A 24,214-nucleotide genomic window follows, 5' to 3' on the forward strand; every position below is an offset into this window, starting at 1 on the left:
GGCGGTGCGTCCGGCCTGGGCACGGCGGTGGAGGCGGCCACGCGCGGCTACAGCGTGCTGCTGCTGGAATCCCACGACTACGCCAAGGGAACGTCCAGCCGCAGCACCAAGCTGGTCCACGGCGGCGTGCGCTATCTGGCCCAGGGCAATGTGTCGCTGGTGCGCGAGGCCCTGCACGAGCGCGGCCTGCTCAAGCGCAACGCCCCGCATCTGGTGCGTGATCTGGGCTTCGTGATCGCCGCCTACAAGTGGTGGTCCGCACCGTTTTACGGCATCGGCCTGAAGATGTACGACCTGCTGGCGGGCAAGCTGAACCTGCAAAGCAGCCGTTACATCGGCAAGGCTGAGGCGCTGAAGCGTGCCCCCACCCTGAAGAAAGACGGTCTGGGCGGCGGCATCCTGTACTTCGATGGACAGTTTGACGATTCCAGGCTGGCGATCACGCTGCTGCGGACCCTGGAGGACCACGGCGGCGTGGCGGTCAACCACGCGCCCGTGACGGGCCTGTTGATGGACGGTGGCAAAGTCGTGGGCGCAAACTGGCGCGACGACGAGACCGGGCACACCCACGAGGCCCGTGCCAGAGTTGTCGTGAACGCCACAGGCGTCTTCGTGGACGATCTGCGCCGCATGGAGGATCCGGCGGTGAAGCCGATGCTCTCGCCCAGCCAGGGGGTGCATGTGGTAGTGGACCGTCATTTTCTGCCCGGTGAGAGCGCCCTGATGGTTCCCCGCACCGACGATGGCCGCGTGCTGTTTGCCGTGCCGTGGCATGACCATGTAGTCATCGGCACCACCGATACCCCCGTGCCCGACGTGTCCTGGGAGCCGCGCGCCCTGCCCGAGGAAGTGGATTTCATTCTCAAGACGGCGGCGCAGTACTTGGACCCCGCGCCCACCCGTGCCGACGTGCGCAGTGTCTACGCTGGTCTGCGCCCGCTGGTCAAGGCCGCCGAGGGCACTGATACCAAGGCCCTATCGCGCGATCACGTCATCCGTATCTCGGCAGGGGGGATGCTCACCCTGACCGGGGGCAAGTGGACCACCTACCGCCGTATGGGCGCGGACGCCGTGACCCGCGCCGCCGAACTGGTGGGCCTGCCCCGGCGCATGAGTCTGACCGAGGGCCTGAGCCTGCACGGGGCGACCCACGACGATCTGCCCGAACCCTGGAAGGTCTACGGCACCGACGCCGAGCGGATCAAGGCATTGCCCGGCGCGTCCGTGCGGCTGCATCCCGAACTGCCCTACATGGAGGCAGAAGTGCGCTGGGCCGCGCAGCAGGAGCAGGCCCGCACCGTGGAGGATGTGTTGTCCCGCCGCACCCGCGCCCTGCTGCTGAATGCCCGCGCCAGTGCCGACGCCGCGCCGCGCGTGGCCGTGATCATGGCCGAGGAACTGGGACAGGATGACGGGTGGCAGGCCGCACAGGTGAAGGCTTACCGGGAACTGGCAACGGGCTACATGCTGCCTGGCGGAGTTGTTTCTGCGGATGCGGCGGGCCGGGAAAAGATGGAAATCCGCCCGGTCTGAGCGCAGATTCAGATGGAGCAGGAAGGTGGAGCCGCCCGGAACTTGGAGTTCGGGCGGATTCTTTGGTGCTGATCCCTGAACGTATCAAGTAAACTTGGTACGGTGGGGTGATGCCCTTCCAGCCGCTTGACCGGGACCAGCCAGACGTGATCATGATGTGCCGGAACTGTCAGGCAGAGTGGCTCATCTATGAACAGCAGATCGGGCTTTCCATGCCCTGTCCGGCCTGTCATCGCGTGGTCCACCCCCAATATCAGGGCAGGACGAAGGGGGAAGGGCATGGGCGTCAGTTGTCGTTCAGCACCTTTAAGCGACTGCTGAACACCCCGGACACTTCAGCAGATTTCATCAGGCTGGTCGAACACCTCCTTGACCTCCGGCATGAAGGTGACCTTTGCTTCGTGGACGTCTCCGGCCACGAAGTGGAAGCAGAGGAAGCGCACTACCGCATCCAGAGCCAGGAGGCGTCCCAGGGCGCGATGTACAACCGGGCCATGAACATCATTCGTTAGCACTGTCATGGCAGGCCGATTTTGTGTGAAGTCAATCCTCGAACTTCCGTTTTCCTCCGCTCCTTACGTGAGAGGAGGTAGCAACGTAGCAACGGAAGAGTGAGGGGACCACCGGGTAGGCGGCGACCTGAATTAAGAATCCATCCCACCGCCCCATAAAGCCACCTGCCCGCTAAACTGACCTCCACCCCAGGAGGTTTTCCCTTGTTCCAGCCCCAATTTGAAGCCCTGCCCCTGCCTGAACTGCGCGCCCTGCAACTGCGCCGCCTTCAGGACATGGTGGCCCGGCAGTACGAACACGTCCCTGCCTACCGCGAAAAGTTTGACGCGGCGGGCGTGCAGCCCGGTGACCTGAAAACGCTGGACGATCTGATCCGCTTTCCGTTTACCCGCAAGGTGGACCTGCGCGACAATTACCCGCTGGGCCTGTGCGCCGTGCCCCGTGACACCCTGCGCCGCCTGCACGCCAGCAGCGGCACCGGGGGCAAGCCGACGGTGGTGGGCTACGACGCCCACGATCTGGACATCTTCGCCGAGGTGGTGGCCCGCAGCCTGTACGCGGCGGGGGCGCGGCCCGGCATGGTGTTCCACAACGCCTACGGCTACGGCCTGTTCACGGGCGGGCTGGGGCTGGACGGCGGCGCGCGGCGGCTGGGCCTGTGTACCGTGCCCGTCTCCGGTGGCGGTACCGAGCGGCAGGTGGGGCTGATTCAGGATTTGCAGCCGCAGGTGATCGCCTGCACCCCCAGTTACGCCCTGGTGCTGGCCGAGGCGCTGGAACGCCAGGGCATTGCGCCAGAAGACAATTCCCTGAAATACGCTGTGCTGGGCGCGGAACCCTGGGCCGAGAAGACCCGCGCCGAGGTCCAGAAACGTCTGGGCGTGACCGCCACCAACATCTACGGCCTCTCCGAGATCATCGGCCCAGGCGTGAGCAACGAGGACGCCACTGAGCAAAGCGGGAGCTATATCTGGGAGGACCATTTCTACCCCGAAATCGTGGACCCTGACACCGGGGAAGCGCTGCCGGACGGCGAATGGGGTGTGCTGGTCCTGAGTAGCATCAGCCGCAGCGCGCTACCGATCCTGCGCTACTGGACCGGGGACATCACACGGCTGTTGCCCGGCGAGAACACCACAGGCCGAACCATGCGGCGCATGGACATCATCCGGGGACGCAGCGACGATCTGATCATCCTGCGCGGCGTCAACGTCTACCCCACGCAACTGGAGGCCGTGCTGGTCAGCCTGGGGCAGGTCAGCCCGCATTATCACGTCACATTGAGCCGCACTGGCCCGATGGACGAGCTGACCTTGCAGGTGGAGGCCGAGAGCGAGGCCGTCACCCTGCGCGACGAGATCGTGCGCCTGATCAAGACACAGGTGGGCGTCAGCGTGCGCTGCGAACTGTGCGTGCCGGGCAGCCTGGCCCGCAGCGAGGGCGGAAAACTGCGCCGCGTGACGGACCTGCGCGGCGAGAGATAGGCCTGTTTGAGCCGTCCATTGATCCGCCCCATGCAGCCCACCGACGAGGCACGGCTGGGAGAAATCGCGTACCAGACAGGATTCTTTGGAGCCAGCGCCAAAACGTACTTCCCGGACCCGCAGCTTTTCGCAGACCTGTGGGTGCGGGCCTACTTCCGATTGCCGGATGCGGTGGGCTACGTGGCCCAGGTGGGGGGCGACGTGATCGGCTATATCGTCGGCTCGCTGAACGAGGGCGCGTATCGGCGGGCGCTGGTGCGGGTGGTGGCGGATACGGTGCTGCCCGGCGTCCTGACCCGGCGCTACGCGCGCCCACTTGCCGCCCTGCCGTATCTGATCCGTACCCTGCGCTACCCGTCGCCGCATGCCTCCGAAACCGGGTTTCCGGCGCATCTGCACCTGAATCTGCTGCCGCAGTCGCGCGGGCTGGGGCTGGGGCGCGGGCTACTTCAGAGCTATCTGGAGCGGTTGCAGGAACTGGGCGTGCCCGGCGTGCAACTGTCCACCACCGACGAGAACGCGGCGGCGCTGGGCCTGTATAGAACAGCGGGCTTCACCGTCGCCGCATCGGAGCAGACCGAATTGTGGACGCCGTGGCTGGGCCATCCGGCGCGGCAGATGTGACTGACTTGCGATCTGACCATCCAGCCTGGAAGCGCAAGCAAAGGCAAAGGCTAGAACACCGCACTGGTAGTGAGCGGGTGAGGTGTAGGTGTGCTGCTGCCGTTCAGGATGTGGTCACTGCGCCACAGGACTGCTGGAGAAAGTGTCTGGGACGCGCCTTCAGCAGACCTGGACCACCCGCAGCCCTTTCAATGCCCCCAGTTTCCTGATCCGGTCCGCGATGTGCCCCACGCCCACCGTACAGTGATGCGCTGGTCCCTGGGCGTTCCAGGCTTCCACGAAACCCCGCGCGCCCAGGGGAAAACGGTAGCGGCTGTTGGTGTTGCCGATTTCTAAAATTGGGCCTGGAACGGATTCGCCCTCGGCCACCAGCAGTTTCAGGCTGCCGCCGTCCTCCACCACCGAGAGCAGGGTCACGGGGCCGTGTTGTACGGACATTTCCACGCTCAGGCCGCTGCCCACCTTGCCGTGGTAGACCGCCAGCGGGCGCACCTTTGTTTTGCCCTGCGCGATCCCGACATGGCCGGGACCGTCATGGCCCATCAGCACCACGTCATCCGCGAAGTCCAGCGCGTAAAACTCGGTGAATGAACCGCCCGCGCCGAAGCTGTCCATGATCTTCATGGCCTGGGCGTTCTTGACCTCGTACTCCCCGGCCACCGGAACGCCGCGTGCGGTCAGCAGCGAGCAGCCCAGAATCACCGAACCCATCACGTCCTCGTTGTCGCTGCCAGGGGTTCCCTCGGCGTAGTAGGCCAGGGAGGTTAGGCCATGCTTTTCGACAAACTGATCCAGGGCCACGCTGGTGCGGGCGGCGCGGACCAGTTCTTCGTGGGCGCAGTCGGCTTGAACTTCAAATTCCTGCTGAAAATCCTGAACGCGCTCTGCTGTCTCCACCTCTCCAACCTCTTTACGGAGAACCGCCAGCTCGTCCAGCTCCACGATCTGAATGTGGGTGCCGAAGGCGATGGCCTGCAAGGTCAGATCGCTGTAGATGTCGAGCATGCCGTTGTAATAGCGGCCCATCACGCCCAGGCGGCCATGTTCCATGACGTGTGCCACGCGCGCCGCCTCCAGCCAGCCATCCACTTCCTGCCAGACATGCGGATCACCGTCCAGCACGCCCGTCACCTGATGAAAGGGGATGCCTGCGCGGGCAAAGACGTTGGCGATTTCCGGCACCGGACAGGCGGCGCAGTAAGCCAGCCACTCACCTGTCATCTTTGTCCTGTCGCCTAACGCGTTGAAACTGGCGTAGTCAATCGCCGCTGTGGGCTGCAAATTCAGGATGACTACTTGAACCCCGGCACGCTGTACAGCGGGCAGCACGGTGGAGGACAGCGCGTAGGTGGTGGCGTACAGGAAAATGATGTCCACATCGGCCTGTCTCAGTTGGTGCCCTGCTTCACGCGCTCCGGGGGGCGAGTCGATCAGGCCCAGGTTGACGACTTCTACGCCGGGACGCTCCAGCCGCGCGGCCACCTGCGCCACATAGCCTTTCAGGCGTTCTTCCAGCCCCGGAAACTGCGGCCAGTACGTGTCCAACCCAATACCGAAGAGGCCGACTTTGAATGGATGGTGGGGCATGGGAACCTCGCTGATGGGTGAAGGAAAGGCCGCCCAGTCCGGGTGTGGACGTGGGCGGCGGGGTGAAAGTTATTCGGTGTTAAGGGGTAGGCCTTACGGTTTAACCCCTCAGTCGGCTTCGCCGCCAGCTCCCCTCAAAAGGGAGCCAAGAACAGCGACTGGCTGGGCATTTCCGCAACTCTTGCCTTCCTTCTAAGGGGAGGTGGCGCGTAGCGCCGGAGGGGTTAAACCGCAAGCCGCCCCCCTGCCAACTGCGAAGTTTGCAGTAACCCTCAGAAATCGAACTTGTCGATGTTGGCCTTATCGAAGGTGTAGGGCGGCCCCAGCACGACCTCGCCGTCCTTGCCCACGGTGTACTTGCCCAGCTTGCCTGCCATGAACGTTTCGCCCTGCTTGCCTGTGATCATGCCGCTGGCGAGCGAGGCCGCCGCGTAGGTGGCGAGGTAACCCACGTCGCCTGGGTTCCACAACTGGAAGGCCGTTACGGTGCCGTCCTTGACGAAGGCACGCATCTGGTTGGGGGTTCCCAGACCCGTCAGGGCCACCTTGCCCTTGCTGGGGCTGGTGGACAGGTAACGCGCCCCCGCCGAGATGCCCACGGTGGTGGGCGAGATCACGCCTTTCAGGTTGGGGTACGCCTGAATCAGCCCCTGCATTTCGGTGAAGGACTTCTGATCGTCATCGTTGCCGTAGGCGATCTTGACCAGTTTCATGTCCTTGTACCTGGGCAGCTTCAGCTCTTCTTGCATCCACTTGATCCAGGTGTTCTGGTTGGTGGCGTTGGGCGTGGCGCTGAGGACGGCGATGTCGCCCTTGTAGCCGACCAGTTTGCCCAGCAGTTGCACCTGCGCGCGGCCAATACCCTCGGAGTTGGCCTGATTGATGAAGAGGGTGCGCCCCGACACGGCGGTATCGGAATCCATCGTCACGATCTTGACCCCGGCCTGCTTGGCGCGGTTGAGGTACGGCAGCAGCGCGTTGGCGTCATTGGCTGCCAGAACCAGCGCGTCCTGCCGCTGCGCGATGGCGGTGTTGATGTAGCTGACCTGGCTGCTGGCCCCCGCGTCCGACGGCCCCACGACTTTGGCAACGGCCCCGATCTCCTTGGCCGCGTCCAGGCCGCCCTGCGTCTCGATGACGTTGTAGGGGTTGTTGATGTTCTTGGGCAGCAGCGTGATCTTCAGCCCCTTCTTGATCGTTGTGGGAGCCTGGGCGAACGAGAGGGTGGACAGGCCGAGGGCCAGGGCGGACAACAGCAAAATGCGCTTTTTCATAACGAACCTCCAGATGGGAGAGAAAGGGGCGGGTGAACGGGTTACTGGATCACGGAGTCGCCCTTGATTCGGCGGCGTTGTTGGTAGGTGCGGAAATGGGTCAGGAGGTTGGGGACCAGCACCGAGCCGATCAGCAGCAGCCCGGTCACGATGGTCAGGATTTCGTTGGACACGTCCAGGATGGTCAGCGCGCCGTTGATGATGCCGATCAGAAAGACGGCGGCCACCGTTCCCACCACGCTGCCGCGCCCGCCGAAGATGCTGACCCCGCCCAGCAGCACGGCGGCGATCACGCTCAGCTCGAAGCCGCTGGCATTGTCGGCGCGGGCGCTGGCGAAGCGGAAGGTGTAGACCGCCGAGGCCAGCGCCGCCATCAGCCCCGACAGCACGAACAGCGAGAGCTTGACCCGCTCCACCTGAAGCCCCGCGAAGCGTGCGGCAATCTGGTTGGCCCCAATCGCGTACAGCGAGCGGCCAAACGGAGTGGCGTGCAACACGATGATGGTCAGGATCGCCAGCACCGCGAACAGTGCCATCGGCAGTGGGATCAGCGTGCCGGGAACGTTGCCGAAGCCCAGGTTGGTGTAGAAGGCCGGGAACTCCGCGATGGCCCGGTCTCCCAGCAACACGTAGGCCAGCCCCCGGTACAGCGCCAGCGTGCCAATCGTGACCGCCAGCGACGGCAGCCCAAGCCGCGTGACCAGCAGGCCGTTGAACAGCCCGGCCAGTCCCCCGGTCACGAATGCGGCCAGAATCGCCAGCGGCATCGGCACCCCGGCGGCGAACAGAATGCCGATCACCGCGCTGCACAGGCCCAGAATCGACGCCACGGACAGGTCAATCTCGCCCACGATGATCAGCAGCGTCATAGCCAGCGCCATCAGCGCCACCTCGCTGAAATTGGCGGTCAGGAAGGAGATGTTGGAGCCGGTGAGGAAGTCGGGCGACAGCAGGCCGCCGATCAGCAGCGCCGCGCCGACGAGGATGATCAGGGAGAACTCCCAGCCCAGCAGACCACCCAATAGACTTCTGAAGCGGTTCACGATTTGCGCTCCTCTTGCAGGCGTTTTGCCGCCCGGCGCGATACCAGCATGTCGATGCTGATGGCGGCCAGCAGCAGTGCGCCCTGAATGGCCTGCTGATAGAAGCCGGGGGCGCGCAGCGTGACCAGGGCGCTACCCATCACGCCCAGCAGTAGCGCCCCCAGACCCGCGCCCAGCAGCGTGCCGACGCCGCCGTTGATGCTCACGCCGCCCACCACCGCCGCCGCGATGACCTGCAACTCCAGCCCTGCCCCGGCGGTGGCGTCCACCGTGCCGAAACGCGCCAGATACAGCACGCCCGCCAGCCCGGCAATTGCCCCGCTGAGAACAAACCCGGTCATGGTGCGCCGCGTGACGTTGATCCCGGCCAGCACGGCGGCCTCGCTGTTGGAGCCGACGGCGTAGTATTCGCGCCCGCCCCGGTATGAGCGCAGGTAGAACGCGAAGCCGATCAGCACCGCCACCGCCAGCAGCACCAGATTGGGCACGCCCAGCACACTGCCGGTGCCGAAGCCCAGGAAAGAAGGCGGCAGGTTGCTGGCGTTGATCTGCCCGCCGCTGACCACCGCGTAGGTAATGCCCCGGAACACGTACAGCGTGCCCAGCGTGGCGACCAGGGCCGGAACCTTGCCGTAGGCGACGAGCAGACCGTTGACACTCCCCAGCACCGCGCCCAGCCCCAGCCCGAACAGCAGGGCCAGCGGCACCGGCATTCCAGGGTTGGCGACGAACAGCGAGCCGGTCAGAAAGGCGCTGAGGCCCACGGTGCTGCTCACGCTCAGATCGACGTGCTTCATCAGCAGCACCAGCGTCTGTCCCACCACCAGCAGGGCGATGATCGACACGTTCAGCAGCAGATCGCGCACGCTGCCGAAGCTGAGGAACAGCGGATTGATCACGGCAGTTCCCAGCGTGACCAGCAGCAACAGCCCCACCAGACTGACCTCGCGGGCCATCAGCAGGCGGCTCAGCCAGCCGGGGGAAGCTGGGGCGGAGGCGGGCACGGAACGCTCAGTCATGCTGCACCCGCCTGCTTGGCCCAAGCCCGCTGCCCCGTTGCCAGATACATCACGGCTTCCTCGTTGGCCTCCGCGCGGCTCAGTTCGCCCACCAGTTGTCCCTCACGCATGACCAGAATGCGGTCTGCCATGCCCAGCACTTCGGGCAAGTCGCTGGAGATCATCAGCACGGCCAGACCAGAGGCCGCCAGTTCCGCCAGCGTCTTATGCACCTCGGCCTTCGCGCCCACGTCCACGCCGCGCGTGGGTTCATCCACGATCAGCACGCTGGGGTTGGTGGACAGCCATTTTGCCAGCACCACCTTCTGCTGGTTGCCGCCCGACAGGCTGCTGACCGGATCGCTCAGGCGGTGCGCCTTGAGCTGGAGTTTGCTCGTCCAGTTCTGCGCGTTCTCAGCCTCCGCCTTTCGGTTCATAAGCAGGCCACCCGTCAGGCGGTTCAGGATGGCGAGGTTGGCGTTGCGCTCGATGCTCAGATCCATCACCAGACCCTGCTGGCGGCGGTCTTCGGGCACCAGGCCCAGCCCAGCGCTCATGGCCGCGCGCGTGCTGTTCGGCTGAATTACAGCGTCGCCTATGCGAACCTCGCCGCCACTGCGCGGATCGATGCCGAAGATGGCGCGGGCCACCTCGCTGCGCCCGGCCCCCACCAGTCCGGCCAGAGCGACGATTTCACCGCGCCGCACCTCAAAGGAAATATCGGAGAACATCTTCGGCTGGCTCAGGTTGCGGACGGACAGGGCCACCTCGCCCAGAGTCATCTCGCCGCGCGGGTACAGGTCACCCAGTTCACGGCCCACCATCTGCTTGACCACCAGATCGGTGTCGTAGTCGCTGATCGGCCCGGTGCTGACCCAGGTGCCGTCGCGCATGACGGTCACGCGCTGGCACTCGGCAAACACTTCTTCCAGCCGGTGCGTGATGAACAGCACCGCCGCGCCGCGTTCCCGCAGGGCGCGCACCACCCGGAACAGCCGGTCTGTTTCGGACAGCGTGAGGGCCGCCGTCGGCTCGTCCATGATCAACACGTTGGCGTTCAGGGACAGCGCTTTGGCAATCTCGACGAGTTGCTGATCGGCGATGCTCAGGCCGCGCACGGGCCGCGAGGGATCGAGGGCCACGCCCAGTTCGCGCAGCAGCTCCGTGACGCGGGCGTTCATGGCGCGGGTGTCGATGCGGCCCAGCCCAGCGCGTGGTTGCCGTCCCATCAGCACGTTCTCGGCCACGGACAGATCGGGGAACAGGGTGGGTTCCTGGTAAATGATGGCAATTCCAGCCGCCGTCGCCTCGCCGGGCGAGTGGAAATCGGCACTTTTGCCCGCCACGGTCAGACTGCCACCTTCGCGGCGGTGAACCCCGGCCAGAATCTTGACGAAGGTGCTTTTGCCCGCGCCGTTCTCGCCCAGCAGTGCGTGCGCCTCACCGGGAAATAGGTCAATGCTCACGTCGGACAGCGCCTGAACTGGCCCGAAGGACTTGCTGGCGTGGCTGAGACTGAGCAGCGGTTGGATAGTTTGAGGCTGCATATTCTGAAGCTCAGTCAAGGTGAAACACCTCTTCCAGTTGCAAGAAGCCCTCGTCCGGGTTGCCCTCAAGCTCCACGAAAAACGGGGCCATTTCCGCCTGCCAGCGGGCGTTCACGTCGCGCCGCGCCATGCCTTCGCGGGCGGCCTGAAGATCGGGCGTTTCAAAGTAGCCGATCAGCAGGCCGTCGTCTTTCAGAAACAGCGAATAGTTGTGCCAGCCCGTCTCGCTCAGGGCCGCGAGCATCTCCGGCCACACCGCGCGGTGGCGTTCCCGGTACTCCGCGAGGCGCTCCGGGCGCACCTGGAGCAGAAAACAGACCCGTTGTGGTTGGGCAGGATGGGACATCAAAGACTCCTGAGAAAGTGGGGGGCCGCCGGGGCCTGCCTGGGTTGAGGTACGGAAAGTATCTAAGCATAAGCCCACACAACATTGCAAGACCCTGTTGTATTTTGTGACTTTGATGTTAGGATACCGCCATGCATTCAGAGATCATGGCTCCCCTGCCGGGGCGTCAGCAGGACATTCTGCGCCGTGCCCTGAGCGATAAAGTGGTGCGGATCAAGGATCTGGCCGCCGACTTCGGCGTTCACGAAATGACCGTGCGGCGCGATATTGACGCCCTGTGCGAACAGGGCAAACTGCTGCGCGTCCACGGCGGCGCACAACTGCTGGAGCGCACCGCCGAGGAACTGTCGCAGTCCATGCGCGCCGCGCAGAACGTGGACGCCAAGGAACGCATCGCCCGCGCCGCTTTGATTCTGATTCAGGACGGCGATACGGTGGCGCTGGACGCCAGCACGACGAGTCTGGCGCTGGCCCGCTTGCTGCCCGCCCGTCAGGTTCAGGCCATCACCTGTAGTTTGGACGCCGCCAACGTGTTGGCCGCAGGGGGCGTGCCCTTCCTGATGGCGGGCGGCAACTTTCACGCTCCGGCCCGCTCGTTCGTGGGCGCATTCTTCACCGACACCATCGAGCGGCTGCACCCAGATCTTGTCTTTTTTTCAGCAAAAGGCTACACGCCGGACGCCGGATTCACCGATCCGCATCTGCCCGAGGTGGGCGCGAAACGGGCGCTGGTCCGCAGTGGCAGCAGCGTGGTGGCACTGGTGGACAGCAGCAAGTTTGGCCGCAAGGCGCTGGCGACGATTGCCGATCACAGCGATATCAACACCCTGATCACCGACGCCGATCCCGACGCCGAACTGAAATCCCGCCTGGACAACGACGACATTCAACTGATCGTGGCCCCGTGATGCCCAGCACGGTGATGCCCGCTCTCTGGAGGAACCTATGAACGCCGATCTTCTGACCGCCCTGCAAGCCCAGCGCATCGAAACGCCGTCGTGGGGCTACGGCAACTCCGGCACGCGCTTCAAGACCTTTGCCGCCCCCGGCGCGGCCCGCGACATCTGGGAAAAGCTGGACGACGCCGCCGAGGTCCAGCGCCTGACGGGCATCGCCCCCGGCGTGGCCCTGCACATTCCCTGGGACGAGGTAGAGGATTATTCGAAATTGAAGACCTACGCCTCAGCGCGTGGCCTGCACATCGGCGCGATCAATCCCAATGTCTTTCAGGATGAGGAATACAAGCTGGGAAGCGTCACCAACCCGGACGAGGCCGTGCGCGAACAGGCCACGGCGCACCTGCTGGACTGCGTGGAGGTCATGAAACAGACCGGCAGCCGTGACCTCTCGCTGTGGCTTGCCGACGGCACCAACTACGCCGGGCAGGACGACTTACGGGCGCGAAAACGGCGGATGCGTGCGGGGTTGAAGACGGTTCACGACGCGCTGCCCGACAACGCCAGAATGCTGGTGGAATACAAACTGTTTGAACCCGCCTTCTACGCCACCGACCTGTTCGACTGGGGCGCGGCGTACTCACATTGCCTCGCCATCGGGGAAAAGGCGCAGGTTCTCGTCGATCTGGGCCACCACGCGCAGGGCGTGAACATCGAGCAGATCGTGGCCTTTTTGCTGGACGAGGGGCGGCTGGGCGGGTTTCACTTCAACGCCCGCCGCTATGCCGACGACGATCTGATCGTGGGCACCACCAATCCCTTCGAGCTGTTCTGCATCTACGCCGAACTGGTCTCCGGCGCGAATTCGGCGGACGATGTGACCCGCCGCACCGCGCAGAACGTGGCTTACATGATCGATCAGAGCCACAACATCGAGCCGAAGGTGGAGGCCATGCTGCAAAGCGTTCTGAACTGTCAGGAAGCCTACGCCGCCGCCCTGCTGATTGACCGCGATCTGCTGCGCGAGGCCCAGGAGAGGGGCGATGTGCTGGCCGCCCACCGGGTCCTGACCGACGCCTTCAAATCAGATGTGCGCCCGCTGCTGCGGGAGCTGCGCGGCGAACTGGGATTGCCGCTCGATCCGATCAAGGCGCATCGGGACAGCGGCTATCAGGCCAGAGTCGCGGATGAGCGCGGGACCCAGACGGGCGGCGGCGGCTACCCGGTCAGGGAAAAGGCTGGAATCGTTTAAAGCCTTTCTCTTTGCTCCTCTCTCCTTGCGGGGGAGGCTGGGAGGGGGGAACCGCAAGCGCCCTCCCAGCGACACTCCTCACTCTCAAGCTCCAAATCTCTTAAAGCTGCTGCCGTCTCTCACCCCGATCAAGGAGCTGCCCACATGACCGAAACCCAGACCCGCACCGCCTCCACCCATTCTGGCCTGCCCGAAAACCGCTGGAACGACGCCGCCGCGCCCAAATCAGACGGCCTTGCCAGCCTGACCTACCGCTCCAACTTGCTGGGTGCGGACCGCACGCTGGTCAATATCTACGGCGGCAACACCAGCACCAAGAGCGTCGAAATTGATCACCTGGGCCGCGACGTGACGGTGCTGTGGGTTAAGGGTTCGGGTTCGGACATCGCCAGCATCACCGAGAAAGGATTTGCCGGACTCAAGCTGGATGAGGTCCTGCCCCTCTTTGACCGCCCCAGCATGAGCGACGAGGAGATGACGGCGTATCTGGACCGCACGGCGTTTGAAGTGGGCCGTCCGCGCCAGAGCATCGAGACGCTGCTGCATGCCTTCGTGCCCGCCAAGCATGTGGATCACACGCACCCGGACGCGATTATCGCCATTGCCTGCACCCCCAATGGCCCTGACATCATGCGCGAAATTTACGGCGATAGGGCGGCCTGGGTGGACTACATCCGCCCCGGCTTCACCCTGAGCCAGCAGATCGGCGCGGCGGTGCGCGACAATCCGGGGCTGGAAGCCGTGGTGATGGGCAAGCATGGACTGGTGACCTGGGGCGACACGTCGAAAGAGAGTTACGAATCCACCCTCAAAATCATCGGCGAGGCGCAGGCATATCTGGAGGCCCACGCCGAGGCCCAGCCCTTCGGCGGCGCGAAAGTCCAGAGCGTGCCAGCCGACGAACGCGACGCCCTTTTATTCAGCGTTCTGCCCATTTTGCGCGGCGCGATGAAGGGGGCGCGGCCCGTGATTCTGGAAGTGGACACCTCGCCGAACATCATGGAATTCGTCAACTCCAACGCCGCCGCCGAATTGTCGCAGGTGGGCGCGGCTTGCCCGGATCATCTGGTGCATACCAAACGCGTGCCGCTGTACCTGGACTGGACCCCGGAGCAGGGACTGGACGCTCTGAAAGCCGCCGCGCAGGAGGGCGTGACCCGCTTCAAGACCGAGTACGCTGCGTATTTCGACGGCAACAAGGGCGACGGCGATGTGATGTTCACGCCCGCGCCGCGCGTGGTATTGATTCCGGGCCTGGGCATGGTCAACAGCGGCCCGGACGCTCAGGGGGCCGACGTGTCACGTCAGCTCTACACCCGCGCCATTCAGGTCATGAAATCGGCCAGCAGTCTGGGCGGCTTCGTGTCATTGAGCGCCGCCGAGAGCTACGCGATTGAATACTGGCCGCTGGAACTGTACAAACTGAGCCTCAAGCCTGCGCCCAAGGCGTTGGAAGGGCATGTGGCCCTGGTCACCGGTGCGGCCAGCGGTATCGGGCGGGCGATTGCCCACCGGCTCGCGGCGGACGGCGCGCACATCGTTATCGCCGATCTGAACGCAGACGGTGGGCAGACGGTGGCCGATGAGGTCACCAAAGGGCGCGGCCACCGCCGGGGCACCGCCGTTTCCATGAACGTGACCGAGGAGGGGCAGGTCATCCATGCGTACCAGCACGCCGTCCTGACCTACGGCGGCGTGGACATCGCCGTCAACAACGCCGGAATCGCGTCCAGCGCCCCCATCGAAGACACCAGCCTGGAAATGTGGAACCGTAACCAGAGCATCCTTTCCACCGGCTACTTTCTGGTGGCCCGTGAGGCATTCAAGCTGATGCGGGCGCAGGCCACGGGCGGCAGTCTGGTGTTTATCGGCAGCAAGAACAGCGTGGCGGCGGGCAAGAACGCGGCGGCTTACAGCGCGGCCAAGGCGGCAGAGTTGCATCTGGCCCGCTGTCTGGCTGAAGAAGGCGGCGCGGCGGGCATCCGCGTCAACTCGGTGCTGCCCGACGGCATCCTGGCCGGAAGCAGCATCTGGGACGGCAAGTGGCGGGCCGAACGCGCGGCGACGTATGGCCTCCAGCCCGATCAGCTCGAAGAGTTCTACCGCAACCGCACCACCCTGAAGGTCAATGTGTTCCCCGAAGATATTGCCGAGGCGACGTACTGGCTGATCTCGCCCGCCGCCGCGAAGACGACGGGCGGCGTGATCACGGTGGACGGGGGCGTGCCGACAGCGTATGTGCGGTGAGGCGAGTTCGCTACGCTCACCACCCCCTCTGTCGCTACGCGACATCTCCCCCATGAAGAGGGAGAAGAAAAACAAGGACTGCGTTATTAGCTCCCTCCCTCTTTATGGGGGAGGGTTGGGGAGGGGGTAGGCGAGCATGGCGTCCCAAAACCAATCCAACCAAAACAGCCACGAGTCCCACGCCACACGCCGCTTCATTGCCATTGACCTGGGTGCTTCCAGTGGCCGCGTCGCCCTCGGCACGCTGGAAGGCGGCAAACTCCATGTCGAGATTCTCCACCGCTTTCCCAACGGCGGCGTTCCAGTGCGCGGCCAGCTCTACTGGGACATCCTGGGCCTGTGGCGCGAGGTCCTGCACGGCCTGAAACTGGCGTCGCGGCACGGCGAGATCGCCAGTGTGGGCGTCAATTCCTGGGCGGTGGATTATGGGCTGCTGGACGGGCGCGGCGACCTGCTGGGGCAGATTCACCACTACCGCAGCCCTCGCCTGAGCAGCGTGATGGAGCGCGTGCGGGCGCAACTGTCCGATGAGCGGATTTACGACGCCACTGGCATTCAATTTCTGCCCTTCAACACCCTGTATCAGCTTGCCGCCGAAGCGCCCGAACATCTGGTCCGCGCGCAGACGATGTTGATGGTGCCTGACCTCCTCCACTTCTGGCTGTGCGGTGTGGCCGTGACCGAAAGGACGAACGCCAGCAGCACGCAGTTTTTCAATCCGCAAACTGGAACGTGGGCGGCGGAGCTACTGAACGCGCTGGAGATTCCAACTGGAATGCTGCCGCGCATCGTCGAAGCTGGCAGCGTCCTGGGGGAACTTTTGCCGGAGGTGTCCCGCGAAACCGGGCTGGGCGGCGTTCAGGTCATCGCGCCTGCCACGCACGACACGGCCTCTGCCGTCGCCGCCGTGCCTGCCGATGGTGACGGGTGGGCCTATGTGTCCAGCGGCACCTGGAGTCTGGTGGGCATCGAGACGCCCCAGCCGGTCATCACGCCGCGCACACGGGCGGAAAACCTGACCAACGAGTCAGGCGTCAGTGTTGATGGTCAGGGGGCAACCACCCGACTCCTCAAAAACGTGATGGGGCTGTGGATCATCCAGCAGTGCAATGAGGGTTGGGGATTGGAATACGGCGAACTCTACGCGCAGGCGCAGGCTGTTGAGGGTGGCCCGCTCATAGACCCGGACGACGCCCGATTTTCACCACCCGGCACGGATATGCCCGTGCGCGTCCAGACTTATTGCCGTGAGACGGGTCAGGCGGTGCCACAGACGCCAGCAGAGATCACCCGCTGTGTGCTGGACAGCCTGGCCCACAGAACGGCGCAGATTCTGGACGTGCTGGAAGACGTCAGTGGGCAGCCCATCAGCACGGTTCATATCGTGGGCGGCGGCTCGCAGATCGGCGTTCTGAATCAGCTCATCGCCGATGCCAGCGGCAAAACGGTGGTCGCTGGCCCGGTGGAGGCGACGTTGATGGGCAACCTGCTGATTCAGGCGGGCGCATCCCTGCCCGAAGTGCGTCAGATCGTGCGAGATTCGTGCGACTTGCGGACGTTTCTCCCTCGCCAGAGCGCGCCGCACGCGGTAGAGTCGAGGTAGACCTTCACATGCAAATTGACCTGTTCATTACCTGTATCAATGACGCCATGTTCCCGCGCACCGGGCAGGCCACCGTGCGCCTCCTGGAGCGGCTGGGCCAGACCGTGCGCTTCAACGCCAACCAGACCTGTTGCGGCCAGATGCACCTGAACACCGGCTACCGTGACGACGCCCTGAAGCTGATCCGAAAATTCGTGGACGACTACCGGGATTCGGAGGTGGTGGTGATGCCCAGCGGCTCCTGTGCGGCGATGGTGCGCGAATTGTACCCGGAGGCGGCGAAGTGGGGCGGCGATCAGGACTTGCTGCGCGAGGTGGAGGAACTGGCCCCCAGGGTGTTTGAACTCAGCGAATTTCTGGTGAATAAATTGGGCGTAGACGACGTGGGCGCGTACTATCCGCACCGCGTCACCTACCACCCCACCTGCCACGCCATGCGCGTGCTGCGGGTGGGCGACGCGCCCCTCAAACTGCTGAGAAACGTGCGCGGGATGACCCTGCTGGAACTGGAAGGCAGCGAGGAGTGTTGCGGCTTCGGCGGCACCTTCAGCGTCAAAAATCCCGACGTGAGCGCCGCCATGCTGGCCGACAAGACCCGCCACATCCTGGATACCGGCGCGGAGGTCTGCACGGCTGGCGACAATTCCTGCCTGCTGCACATCGGCGGCGGTCTGCACCGCCTCAGAAGTGGCGCAGGAACCGTCCATCTGGCCGAGATTCTGGCGAGTACTGAAGGGGAGGTCTTCGCATGAGCGGTCTGCACCCCGCAAAACCCTTTCCCGAAGCCGCCCGCGACAAAGTGAATCAGCCGCAACTGCGTGCAAACCTCCGCAAAGTGACGCACACCATCCGCGAGAAACGGCTGCGGGCGGTGGGCGAGTTGCCGCACTGGGAAGACCTGCGCGTGCTGGGCGAGGCCACCAAGGACGCGTCACTGGCAAACCTGAGTGACCGCCTGCTGCAACTGGAGGGCAGTGTCAGGGCCAGGGGCGGTCAGGTTCATTGGGCGCGCGACGCGGTGGAGGCCCGCGAGATCGTGGTCCGCATTGCCCAGTCCCACGCGGTCACTGAGCTGATCAAGGTCAAGAGCATTACCAGCGACGAGATCGAGTTGAACGCGGCCCTGCAAGAGCGCGGCATCCACGCCATCGAGACCGATCTGGCCGAGCTGATCGTGCAACTGTCGAATGACACGCCCAGCCATATTCTGGTACCCGCCATCCACCGCAACCGCGCCGAGATTCAGGCGCTGTTCAACAGGGAATTGCCCGGAGAGGGGAGCTTGAGCGATTCGCCTGCCGAACTCGCCGGGGCCGCGCGGCGGTATCTGCGCCATAAATTCCTGACCACCAAAATGGCCGTCTCAGGCGTCAATTTCGCGGTGGCCGAAACGGGAACGGTGTGCGTGGTGGAATCCGAGGGCAACGGGCGCATGTGCCTCACGCTGCCCCAAGTGCTGGTCAGCATCATGGGTATCGAGAAGGTGCTGGAGAAATGGGAAGACTTGGCCGTGTTCATGGAGCTGCTGCCCCGCTCCAGCACCGCCGAGCGGATGAATCCCTATACCTCGTTCTGGAGCGGCGTGACGCCGGGCGATGGCCCGCAGGAATTTCACCTGATTTTACTGGACAACGGGCGCAGTGACGTGCTGGCCGACGCCACTGGGCGGCAAACGTTGCGCTGCATCCGCTGTTCGGCGTGCCTGAACGTCTGCCCAGTCTACGAGCGCACGGGCGGCCACGCCTACGGCAGCGTGTATCCCGGCCCCATCGGCGCGATTCTGACCCCGCAACTGCTGGGGATGCAGGACAAGAATGCCAACACCCTGCCCGGCGCGTCCAGCCTGTGCGGCGCGTGCTTCGACGCCTGCCCTGTGCGGATCAACATTCCCCAGGTGCTGATCTATCTGCGCGGCGAGATCACTGGGGAAAAGGGTGTGACTGCCGAAGCCCTGGCGATGAAGGCGGTGGGCTACGCGATGAGTTCGGGCTGGCGTTTCGAGGGCGCGCTGAAGTTGGCGCGTGTGGGCCAGGGGCCACTGGTCAAAGGCGGCGAGATCACCTCTTTACCCGGTCTGCTGGGCGGCTGGACCCAGAGCCGTGACCTGAAAGCCTTACCGCCGCAGAGTTTCCGCGAGTGGTGGAAGGAAAGGGAGCAGGGCAGTGAGTAACGCCGAGGCCAGATTGGAGATGCTGACCCGCATCAACCGCGCGGTTGCAGGCGTGGAGGCTCCAGCATTGCCCGCCTACCCGCAGGGCCAGCGGCTGGAGCGTGGAGCCATGCTGCATCAGTTTCAGGACCGCATCGAGGACTACCGCGCCTCGTTTCAGCGTGTGCCTGAAGCAGAGGTGGCAAGGGCTGTGGAAGCCGCTCTGGCCGGAGCAAAACGCGTGTTGGTTCCCGCCGGACTCCATCCCGATTTCCTGCCTGCTGGGCTGGAGTTGCTGCGTGACGATCCGCCGCTGAGCCACGCCGGGCTGGACGGCGCAGAAGCCGTTGTTACAGGCTGCGCGGTGGCCATCAGCGAAACCGGAACCATCATCCTGGATCACGCCCCCGATCAGGGCCGCCGGGCGCTGACTTTGATTCCAGACCTGCACATCTGCATTATTCGCGCCGAACAGATCGTGCAAAGTGTGCTGGAGGGCGTGCAGCTCGCGGAGGCCAGTGTACAGGCGGGCCGCCCGCTGACCTGGATCAGCGGCGGCAGTGCCACCAGCGATATCGAACTGGTGCGGGTGGAGGGCGTACACGGGCCACGCCGACTGTGTGTGGTGGTGGTGGACCAGATTCCCGCACCCTGACGACAACCCCGGCCTCTGAAACTTTGAGACGAATCCCCGTTGGGATCAGGGAACAACTCGGCGCAGTTGGGGGGCCACTCATCTCCAGTAGGACCGACTCGACTGGTTGACCTTGTTCCACTCGGGAATTGGAACGGACCCGACTTCCACACACCACGCCCGGAACCCGTATGAGACGCCTGCTCCTCAGAAACTGGTGCTGATCACTTTGGCCGCAACGAAGAAGATCTCGGAGGGCGTCAAGCTGCCGCCGCGACATCTGCCGCTCCGGAGGGCGTTCGGTGCCAGGTCCAGACGGAGCGCAGGATGAAGGCCAGGAGCAGCACCTCGAGTCCGATGGAAAAACCGTAAAAGGTAGCCCACTCCCAGATTGCCCCTGCCGCGTTGAACACCGAATAGGGGATGAGGAGCGACGCAACGACGAGGTTCGTGGCGCGGTTGACCCGCGCAGGCAGCGTCATGGAGAGCCAGACCATCATGGCCGGGATCGACACGGACACGAGCATCATGGTCAAGAGCGGCGCACTGATGTCGAACTTCCAGACGAGGCCAGCCAGGATGCCGTCGACGACGCCGGGCTTGTAGAAGTTCAGGATGTCGACGTAGATATAGAGAAACATGAAGCTGGCCCAGGCGGCGGCGAGCCTGGCCTGTACCGGAATCTGTGGGTCTCTCGAAGCGCTGTTAATGGGGCTGTTAGTGGACATGTGTCGTGTCATGTGCTGCTCCTTGGTTCGGTGGGTGGGACTTACTCTCTGGGCGGCAACGTGCAACCCTGCAAGGAGTGTGTGCGGCGACCCACAAGACGCTTCCTGGGAATTGACAAGTTTTCTCGACAATCTTTGAGCGTGGTCTTGGCACGGGTGCCTACACTGAAAGGCGTGAATCAGAGCCAACTCGTATTGATCGTGGAAGACGAGCCGGACATTGCCGAATTGCTGGAGGCGTATCTGCGCCGAGAGCAGTTCCGCACCGAGCGGGCCAGCACCGGCCCAGCCGCCGTGCAACTGCACCGCGCGGTCCGGCCTGATCTGGTCTTGCTGGATGTCAACCTGCCTGGGTTCGACGGCTTTGAGGTGCTGCGCCGTATCCGGGAGACGGCAGGCACGCCCGTCATCATGGTCACGGCGTTCGCGGAAGATCTGGACAAACTGCTGGGCCTCAAGATGGGCGCGGACGACTACGTGGTCAAGCCCTTCAGCCCGCTGGAGGTGGTGGCCCGCGTGAAAGCCGTGCTGCGCCGCGCCGGAGCGCAGGACACCGGGCAACCGCTGCGTTTTGCCCGGCTCGAACTCGATCCGCTGGCCGTGCGGGTGCGGGTGGCTGGTGAGCGCCTCGACGTGACCATGACCGAGTACCGCCTGCTCGAACACCTGCTGCGGCACCCTGGCCGGGTCTGTTCCCGTGAGGAACTGCTGGACGCCGCCCTGCCCGAATCGGACGCGCTGGAAAGGGTGATCGACACCCACCTGTGGAACCTGCGCCGGAAACTGGAGGGGGCAGGCCAGCCTGATCTCATTCAGACCGTGCGCGGCGTGGGCTTCCGGCTGGCGGACGAATGAAGCCGCCGCGTGAGACGCCCTGGCAAGCCGTGTGGCGCGGCTGGAACTCGCTGGCCGCCGACCTCTACAAGACCATGCTGGGGCTGGCGCTGCTGACCTCGCTGACCGTGTTCGTCGTCCTCAGCTACGCCTGGTCCGTGTTCATGGATGAGGTGCAGCGCCAGACCGGGGCGCTGCTGACGGCACAGTTTGGGTTGCCCCCTGGTGAACTCGAATCCCTGCTGGTACAGGCCAGGCGGCTGTCCAGCACCACCCTGAATGTGGATGAACTCCAGGGCCTGTTCGCGTTCGGCGTGGCGTTGCTCTTGACCGTGCTGGCTTTGCTCGCGTGGTGGGCGGCCAGACGTTTTGCCCGTCCCTTGACGCAACTCTCCGCTGCCGCAAACCGGCTGACCACCGGGGACTTCACCGCCCGCGCGGTGCTGAGCCGCAGCCTGAACCGTCGCAATGACGAAACGGCTAGGCTCCTGAGGGACTTCAACGCCATGGCCGCGTCCCTGGAACGGCTGGAGCGGGAACGGCGCTACAGCGTGGCCGCCACGGCCCACGAACTCCGCACGCCGGTCACGGTGCTGCGCGGACGACTGGAAGGCGTGCGTGACGGCGTGTTGCCCGCCAGCCCGCAGGAACTGGAGAAATTGATCGGCCACGCGGACCTGCTGTCCAGACTGATCGAGGATCTGCAACTCCTCTCGCTGACCGAAGCGGGCGAATTGCGGCTCGATCTTGGCCCTGTGGAGGTGCAGGATGTCCTGATCCGTCTGCACGCCGATCACCTGCTGGCAGCCCAGGCACAGGGCGTCGATCTTCTCCTGGACCTCTGCGCCGAACCGGTCAGGGTGATGGGTGACCAGCGACGGTTGCAGCAAGTGGTTCAGAACCTGCTGACCAATGCCCTGCGCCACACGCCCCCGCACGGCACGGTCTGGGTCAGGCTTGCGGCGCAAGCGGGGGCCGTCCACATCGAGATCCACAACACAGGCACAGGGTTCACCGCAGAAGCCCTGGACCGGGCATTTGAACGGTTTTACAGCGGCCCAGACCGGGAACGTGGGCGCGGCGGCAGTGGGCTGGGGCTGGCCATCTCGAAATCATTAATCGACGCGCATGGAGGCCAGATGAGGCTGTTCAACACCAGAAACGGAGCGGGGGTACGGGTCACGCTGAAGCCCCTCGCTGGGGATGCTGCGGACTCCGATTAAAAGGTGTTGAAAACACCTGCAATCCAAGCGGGACTTGCAGAGCTGGGCAAGAGAGCGAGTAGGAGAAAAATAGCCCTCCGGGCGTGGAGTGTGGAGACCTGCGCTTTCCCAATCTTTCCCGCGTTCCAAACGGCAGTCCGTATGAACTGTGCGTTGCTGCACAAATTTGAGGGGGATTTGGTGCTTGGAGACTGGGCTGATCAGGGCTATGGTGTACACGCGCAGCCCAGATCGAACATGAAAACTCCCCCCCTTCCGTTGGAGGGCGGCGGGTTGGGTTCGGAAGACTGTAGAGACCATCTTTTTACGTCTACATCAGTCTTTCTATCTGATGCTCCCGCAACTCGTTCCCCGCAGACCAATCCGCGCGCATGTGTGCCGGAAGATCGCGGCCCATAAGCTGGCGCTACGTTTCAGAGGTCTCTGGTCCCCTGGCACCTGACGTTGATGGGTCCTCTTCCTGTACTGGGACGTTTACAAGCTGTGGTTGTTGGCTGCTGAAGCCCACACCGCCGGCAACCCGTCAAAGACCGCCCAAATCCGATTTGATAGCGCTATCATCTGCACCACCATCTTGCCGGATATTTTTGCTGAATGTTCTAACTCTTTTCCCTGCTCTGGAGGGTTTTTTGACGCGTACCCGTTCAACTCCACTTCCCAGTTCCGTGCGGCCTGGCCGCAAACGTCAGGCGGTGACCCTCAGCGAGGTGGCGCGGGCGGCGGGCGTGGCCGTCATGACCGTCAGCCGCGCCCTCAATACCCCTGAGGCCGTTTCTCCTGAACTGCGCGCCCGCATTCACGAGGCGGTGGCGCAACTGGGTTACATCCCTGATCGACTGGCCGGCAGCCTGGCGCGTGGCTCTGGGGGCGTGATCCCCGTCCTCATCCCGACGCTCCATCACTCGGTGCATGTCCCGACGCTGGACGCACTGCACGACACCCTGGCCGCTGCTGGCTATCACACCATGCTGGGGACCACCGAATATGACGTGGCCCGCGAGGAGGAACTGGTCCGCGCGCTGCTGGGCTGGCGGCCTGATGGCATTATCCTGTCTGGTATCGACCACAGCGAGGCCACCGTGCGGATGGTTCAATCGGCGGGCGTGCCAGTGATGGAACTGCTGGACCTCTCGCCGCGTCCGCTGGACCTGAACGTGGGCTTTGACCACGCCGCCGTGGGCCGCGCGGTGGCGCGTGAGTTGATCGGGCGGGGGCGGCGGCAGGTGGCCTATGCCGGGTCCATGACCGACAGCGATCCGCGCAGCGTGCGCCGCATGACTGCGTTTCAGGCCACGCTGGCGGGCGCGGGTTTGCGGGCCGATCTGGTGGCCCACCGCGAGACGCCCAGCTCGATCACGGTGGGCGGCGAACTGCTCAGTGAACTGCTCCTGCGGCACCCGGAGATTGACGCCGTGTTCATGGTCAACGACGATCTGGCCGCCGGGGCGCTGTTCGAGGCCCAGCGCCGGGGCATCCGGGTGCCGCAGGACCTCGCCATCTGCGGCTTCAACGATCAGGACATCGCCGCCAATCTCAACCCGCCGATCAGCACAGTTCGCACGCCCCGCGCCGAGATGGGCCGGGTGGCCGCCGAGATGCTGCTGTCCAGCCTGCGCGGCGCGGCTGTGGCCGAAAAAAGCGTCGATCTGGGCTTCGAAATCATCCACCGCCAGACCACCTGAACCCTCTTTAGGACTTC

General features: G+C 64.4%; 21 protein-coding genes and 1 pseudogene. 15 read left to right on the top strand and 7 right to left on the bottom strand.

Going from position 1 to position 24,214, the window contains the following annotated elements; all coding sequences use genetic code 11:
* The 4 genes from Q319_RS0111315 to Q319_RS0111330 form a co-directional block, all read left to right on the top strand.
* A partial coding sequence (locus Q319_RS0111315; protein WP_051655314.1) for a glycerol-3-phosphate dehydrogenase/oxidase occupies positions 1–1,533 on the top strand: 1,533 nt, incomplete at its 5' end.
* A gap of 110 nt (positions 1,534–1,643) precedes the next feature.
* Positions 1,644–2,045 carry a hypothetical protein gene (locus Q319_RS0111320; RefSeq protein ID WP_029482613.1) on the top strand — a complete coding sequence of 134 codons (402 nt, stop codon included), beginning with the start codon at positions 1,644–1,646 and terminating at the stop codon, positions 2,043–2,045.
* 204 nt (positions 2,046–2,249) lie between these two features.
* Positions 2,250–3,530, top strand: a complete 1,281-nt coding sequence (paaK, locus tag Q319_RS0111325; protein ID WP_029482614.1) for a phenylacetate--CoA ligase PaaK — start codon at positions 2,250–2,252, stop codon at positions 3,528–3,530.
* A gap of 18 nt (positions 3,531–3,548) precedes the next feature.
* Positions 3,549–4,154: a GNAT family N-acetyltransferase gene (locus Q319_RS0111330; protein ID WP_245619139.1), complete on the top strand. Its 606-nt coding sequence runs from the start codon at positions 3,549–3,551 to the stop codon at positions 4,152–4,154.
* A gap of 159 nt (positions 4,155–4,313) precedes the next feature.
* Here the strand turns inward: Q319_RS0111330 and Q319_RS0111335 are convergent, their stop codons facing one another.
* The 6 genes from Q319_RS0111335 to Q319_RS0111360 form a co-directional block, all read right to left on the bottom strand.
* Positions 4,314–5,741, bottom strand: coding sequence for an arabinose isomerase (locus Q319_RS0111335; protein WP_029482616.1), 1,428 nt, complete (start codon positions 5,739–5,741; stop codon positions 4,314–4,316).
* Between the two features lie 272 nt (positions 5,742–6,013).
* The gene (gene rhaS, locus Q319_RS0111340; protein ID WP_029482617.1) at positions 6,014–7,015 is read right to left on the bottom strand and encodes a rhamnose ABC transporter substrate-binding protein; all 1,002 of its coding nucleotides are present in this window, start codon (positions 7,013–7,015) and stop codon (positions 6,014–6,016) included.
* Between the two features lie 41 nt (positions 7,016–7,056).
* Entirely contained in the window at positions 7,057–8,058 is a 1,002-nt protein-coding gene (locus Q319_RS0111345) for an ABC transporter permease (RefSeq protein WP_029482618.1), read from the bottom strand.
* Positions 8,055–9,077, bottom strand: a complete 1,023-nt coding sequence (locus tag Q319_RS0111350) for an ABC transporter permease (RefSeq protein ID WP_029482619.1) — start codon at positions 9,075–9,077, stop codon at positions 8,055–8,057. Before Q319_RS0111350 ends, Q319_RS0111345 begins: the two co-directional genes overlap by 4 nt.
* Complete coding sequence (locus Q319_RS0111355) at positions 9,074–10,621, bottom strand: sugar ABC transporter ATP-binding protein (RefSeq protein ID WP_245619140.1); 1,548 nt, start codon at positions 10,619–10,621, stop codon at positions 9,074–9,076. Before Q319_RS0111355 ends, Q319_RS0111350 begins: the two co-directional genes overlap by 4 nt.
* On the bottom strand, positions 10,614–10,949 hold the full coding sequence (locus tag Q319_RS0111360; protein ID WP_029482621.1) for an L-rhamnose mutarotase: 336 nt from the start codon (positions 10,947–10,949) through the stop codon (positions 10,614–10,616). The genes Q319_RS0111355 and Q319_RS0111360 overlap by 8 nt, the downstream gene beginning before the upstream one ends.
* Positions 10,950–11,080: 131 nt before the next feature.
* On the opposite strand from Q319_RS0111360, the gene Q319_RS0111365 reads away from it, so the two are divergent.
* The 7 genes from Q319_RS0111365 (at position 11,081) to Q319_RS0111395 (ending at position 19,751) form a co-directional block, all read left to right on the top strand.
* Positions 11,081–11,857 (top strand): DeoR/GlpR family DNA-binding transcription regulator, encoded by a 777-nt coding sequence (locus tag Q319_RS0111365; protein ID WP_029482622.1) that lies wholly within the window; start codon positions 11,081–11,083, stop codon positions 11,855–11,857.
* A gap of 37 nt (positions 11,858–11,894) precedes the next feature.
* Positions 11,895–13,097, top strand: coding sequence for an L-rhamnose isomerase (rhaI, locus tag Q319_RS0111370; RefSeq protein ID WP_029482623.1), 1,203 nt, complete (start codon positions 11,895–11,897; stop codon positions 13,095–13,097).
* 144 nt (positions 13,098–13,241) lie between these two features.
* The gene (locus tag Q319_RS0111375; RefSeq protein ID WP_081846006.1) at positions 13,242–15,344 is read left to right on the top strand and encodes a bifunctional aldolase/short-chain dehydrogenase; all 2,103 of its coding nucleotides are present in this window, start codon (positions 13,242–13,244) and stop codon (positions 15,342–15,344) included.
* A 136-nt stretch (positions 15,345–15,480) separates the two neighbouring features.
* Positions 15,481–16,947 carry a rhamnulokinase gene (locus Q319_RS0111380; RefSeq protein WP_081846007.1) on the top strand — a complete coding sequence of 489 codons (1,467 nt, stop codon included), beginning with the start codon at positions 15,481–15,483 and terminating at the stop codon, positions 16,945–16,947.
* A gap of 8 nt (positions 16,948–16,955) precedes the next feature.
* Positions 16,956–17,699 carry a (Fe-S)-binding protein gene (locus tag Q319_RS0111385; protein ID WP_029482626.1) on the top strand — a complete coding sequence of 248 codons (744 nt, stop codon included), beginning with the start codon at positions 16,956–16,958 and terminating at the stop codon, positions 17,697–17,699.
* Positions 17,696–19,117 carry a lactate utilization protein B gene (locus Q319_RS0111390; RefSeq protein WP_029482627.1) on the top strand — a complete coding sequence of 474 codons (1,422 nt, stop codon included), beginning with the start codon at positions 17,696–17,698 and terminating at the stop codon, positions 19,115–19,117. The genes Q319_RS0111385 and Q319_RS0111390 overlap by 4 nt, the downstream gene beginning before the upstream one ends.
* Entirely contained in the window at positions 19,110–19,751 is a 642-nt protein-coding gene (locus Q319_RS0111395) for a LutC/YkgG family protein (protein WP_029482628.1), read from the top strand. Before Q319_RS0111390 ends, Q319_RS0111395 begins: the two co-directional genes overlap by 8 nt.
* A 239-nt stretch (positions 19,752–19,990) precedes the next feature.
* On the opposite strand, the gene Q319_RS0111400 is transcribed toward Q319_RS0111395, so the two are convergent.
* Positions 19,991–20,470 carry a DUF6326 family protein gene (locus Q319_RS0111400; RefSeq protein WP_034414780.1) on the bottom strand — a complete coding sequence of 160 codons (480 nt, stop codon included), beginning with the start codon at positions 20,468–20,470 and terminating at the stop codon, positions 19,991–19,993.
* Positions 20,471–20,632: 162 nt separating this feature from the next.
* Between Q319_RS0111400 and Q319_RS0111405 the strand changes: the two genes are divergently transcribed.
* The 4 genes and pseudogenes from Q319_RS0111405 (at position 20,633) to Q319_RS0111415 (ending at position 24,197) form a co-directional block, all read left to right on the top strand.
* Positions 20,633–21,313 carry a response regulator gene (locus Q319_RS0111405; RefSeq protein ID WP_029482630.1) on the top strand — a complete coding sequence of 227 codons (681 nt, stop codon included), beginning with the start codon at positions 20,633–20,635 and terminating at the stop codon, positions 21,311–21,313.
* Positions 21,310–22,515 carry a sensor histidine kinase gene (locus Q319_RS0111410; RefSeq protein ID WP_051655316.1) on the top strand — a complete coding sequence of 402 codons (1,206 nt, stop codon included), beginning with the start codon at positions 21,310–21,312 and terminating at the stop codon, positions 22,513–22,515. Before Q319_RS0111405 ends, Q319_RS0111410 begins: the two co-directional genes overlap by 4 nt.
* A 150-nt stretch (positions 22,516–22,665) precedes the next feature.
* Positions 22,666–22,957: pseudogene (locus Q319_RS29125) on the top strand (transposase); the annotation flags it as partial.
* A gap of 187 nt (positions 22,958–23,144) precedes the next feature.
* A complete protein-coding gene (locus Q319_RS0111415) occupies positions 23,145–24,197 on the top strand; it encodes a LacI family DNA-binding transcriptional regulator (protein ID WP_245619142.1) in 1,053 nt (350 codons plus the stop codon).
* The last annotated feature ends 17 nt before the right edge of the window (positions 24,198–24,214 follow it).

Origin of the sequence: Deinococcus marmoris DSM 12784, assembly GCF_000701405.1 — a bacterium.
Lineage (GTDB): Bacteria > Deinococcota > Deinococci > Deinococcales > Deinococcaceae > Deinococcus > Deinococcus marmoris.

Coding starts and splice junctions, on each gene's coding strand:
- Q319_RS0111385 (WP_029482626.1), top strand. CDS start 16,956: ATGCAAATTGACCTGTTCATTACCTGTATCAATGACGCCATGTTCCCG.
- Q319_RS0111390 (WP_029482627.1), top strand. CDS start 17,696: ATGAGCGGTCTGCACCCCGCAAAACCCTTTCCCGAAGCCGCCCGCGAC.
- Q319_RS0111375 (WP_081846006.1), top strand. CDS start 13,242: ATGACCGAAACCCAGACCCGCACCGCCTCCACCCATTCTGGCCTGCCC.
- rhaS (WP_029482617.1), bottom strand. CDS start 7,015: ATGAAAAAGCGCATTTTGCTGTTGTCCGCCCTGGCCCTCGGCCTGTCC.
- Q319_RS0111380 (WP_081846007.1), top strand. CDS start 15,481: ATGGCGTCCCAAAACCAATCCAACCAAAACAGCCACGAGTCCCACGCC.
- Q319_RS0111400 (WP_034414780.1), bottom strand. CDS start 20,470: ATGACACGACACATGTCCACTAACAGCCCCATTAACAGCGCTTCGAGA.
- Q319_RS0111320 (WP_029482613.1), top strand. CDS start 1,644: ATGCCCTTCCAGCCGCTTGACCGGGACCAGCCAGACGTGATCATGATG.
- Q319_RS0111360 (WP_029482621.1), bottom strand. CDS start 10,949: ATGTCCCATCCTGCCCAACCACAACGGGTCTGTTTTCTGCTCCAGGTG.
- rhaI (WP_029482623.1), top strand. CDS start 11,895: ATGAACGCCGATCTTCTGACCGCCCTGCAAGCCCAGCGCATCGAAACG.
- Q319_RS0111365 (WP_029482622.1), top strand. CDS start 11,081: ATGCATTCAGAGATCATGGCTCCCCTGCCGGGGCGTCAGCAGGACATT.
- Q319_RS0111335 (WP_029482616.1), bottom strand. CDS start 5,741: ATGCCCCACCATCCATTCAAAGTCGGCCTCTTCGGTATTGGGTTGGAC.
- Q319_RS0111350 (WP_029482619.1), bottom strand. CDS start 9,077: ATGACTGAGCGTTCCGTGCCCGCCTCCGCCCCAGCTTCCCCCGGCTGG.
- Q319_RS0111410 (WP_051655316.1), top strand. CDS start 21,310: ATGAAGCCGCCGCGTGAGACGCCCTGGCAAGCCGTGTGGCGCGGCTGG.